The organism is Seonamhaeicola marinus, assembly GCF_008085455.1.
This window is the reverse complement of sequence record NZ_VSDQ01000639.1, coordinates 1-580: the sequence shown is the minus strand read 5'-3', so window position 1 is coordinate 580 and position 580 is coordinate 1. Positions and strand designations below refer to the sequence as shown.

Below are 580 nucleotides of genomic sequence, written 5' to 3'. Positions count from 1 at the left end.
ACTGTACAAAAAAGCGATTTCTTTTTCTTAAAAGGTACAATTACTAGTATTTTAAGCAGGTTAGGCTTATCAAGATACAAAGTATCGCCAGTTAAAAACGATGTTTTTAGTGAAGGCATTAGCTTATCTTTAGGTAAAAATAAGCTTGTTGATTTTGGTTTAGTTAATAAAAAAATATTAAAGCATTTTGGTATTTCTCAAAATGTTTTATTTGCAGATTTTAGTTGGGACACTGTTTTAGACATGATTAAACACAATAGTGTTAAGTTTAAAGATATACCTAAATACCCAGCTGTAAGAAGAGATTTTGCATTATTATTAGATGATGCTGTAACATTTGAAGAAATTGATAGAATAGCTTCGCAAACGGAAAAACAACTACTTAAAGATGTTGATTTGTTTGATGTATACCAAGGAAAAAATCTTCCTGAAGGCAAAAAAAGTTATGCAGTAAGTTTTACTCTTCAAGATGAAAACAAAACACTTACAGACAAGCAAATTGATAAAATAATGAACAAACTACAAGTTAATTTTGAAAAACAACTTGGTGCAGAATTAAGATAAATACTTATGCAATTAA

General features: G+C 27.9%; 1 protein-coding gene. It reads left to right on the top strand.

The features are described from left to right. Window positions 1-564: phenylalanine--tRNA ligase subunit beta-related protein (locus FUA24_RS10960; RefSeq protein ID WP_449441428.1), on the top strand; the 564-nt coding region annotated here is incomplete at its 5' end. Between the last annotated feature and the right edge of the window lie 16 nt (window positions 565-580).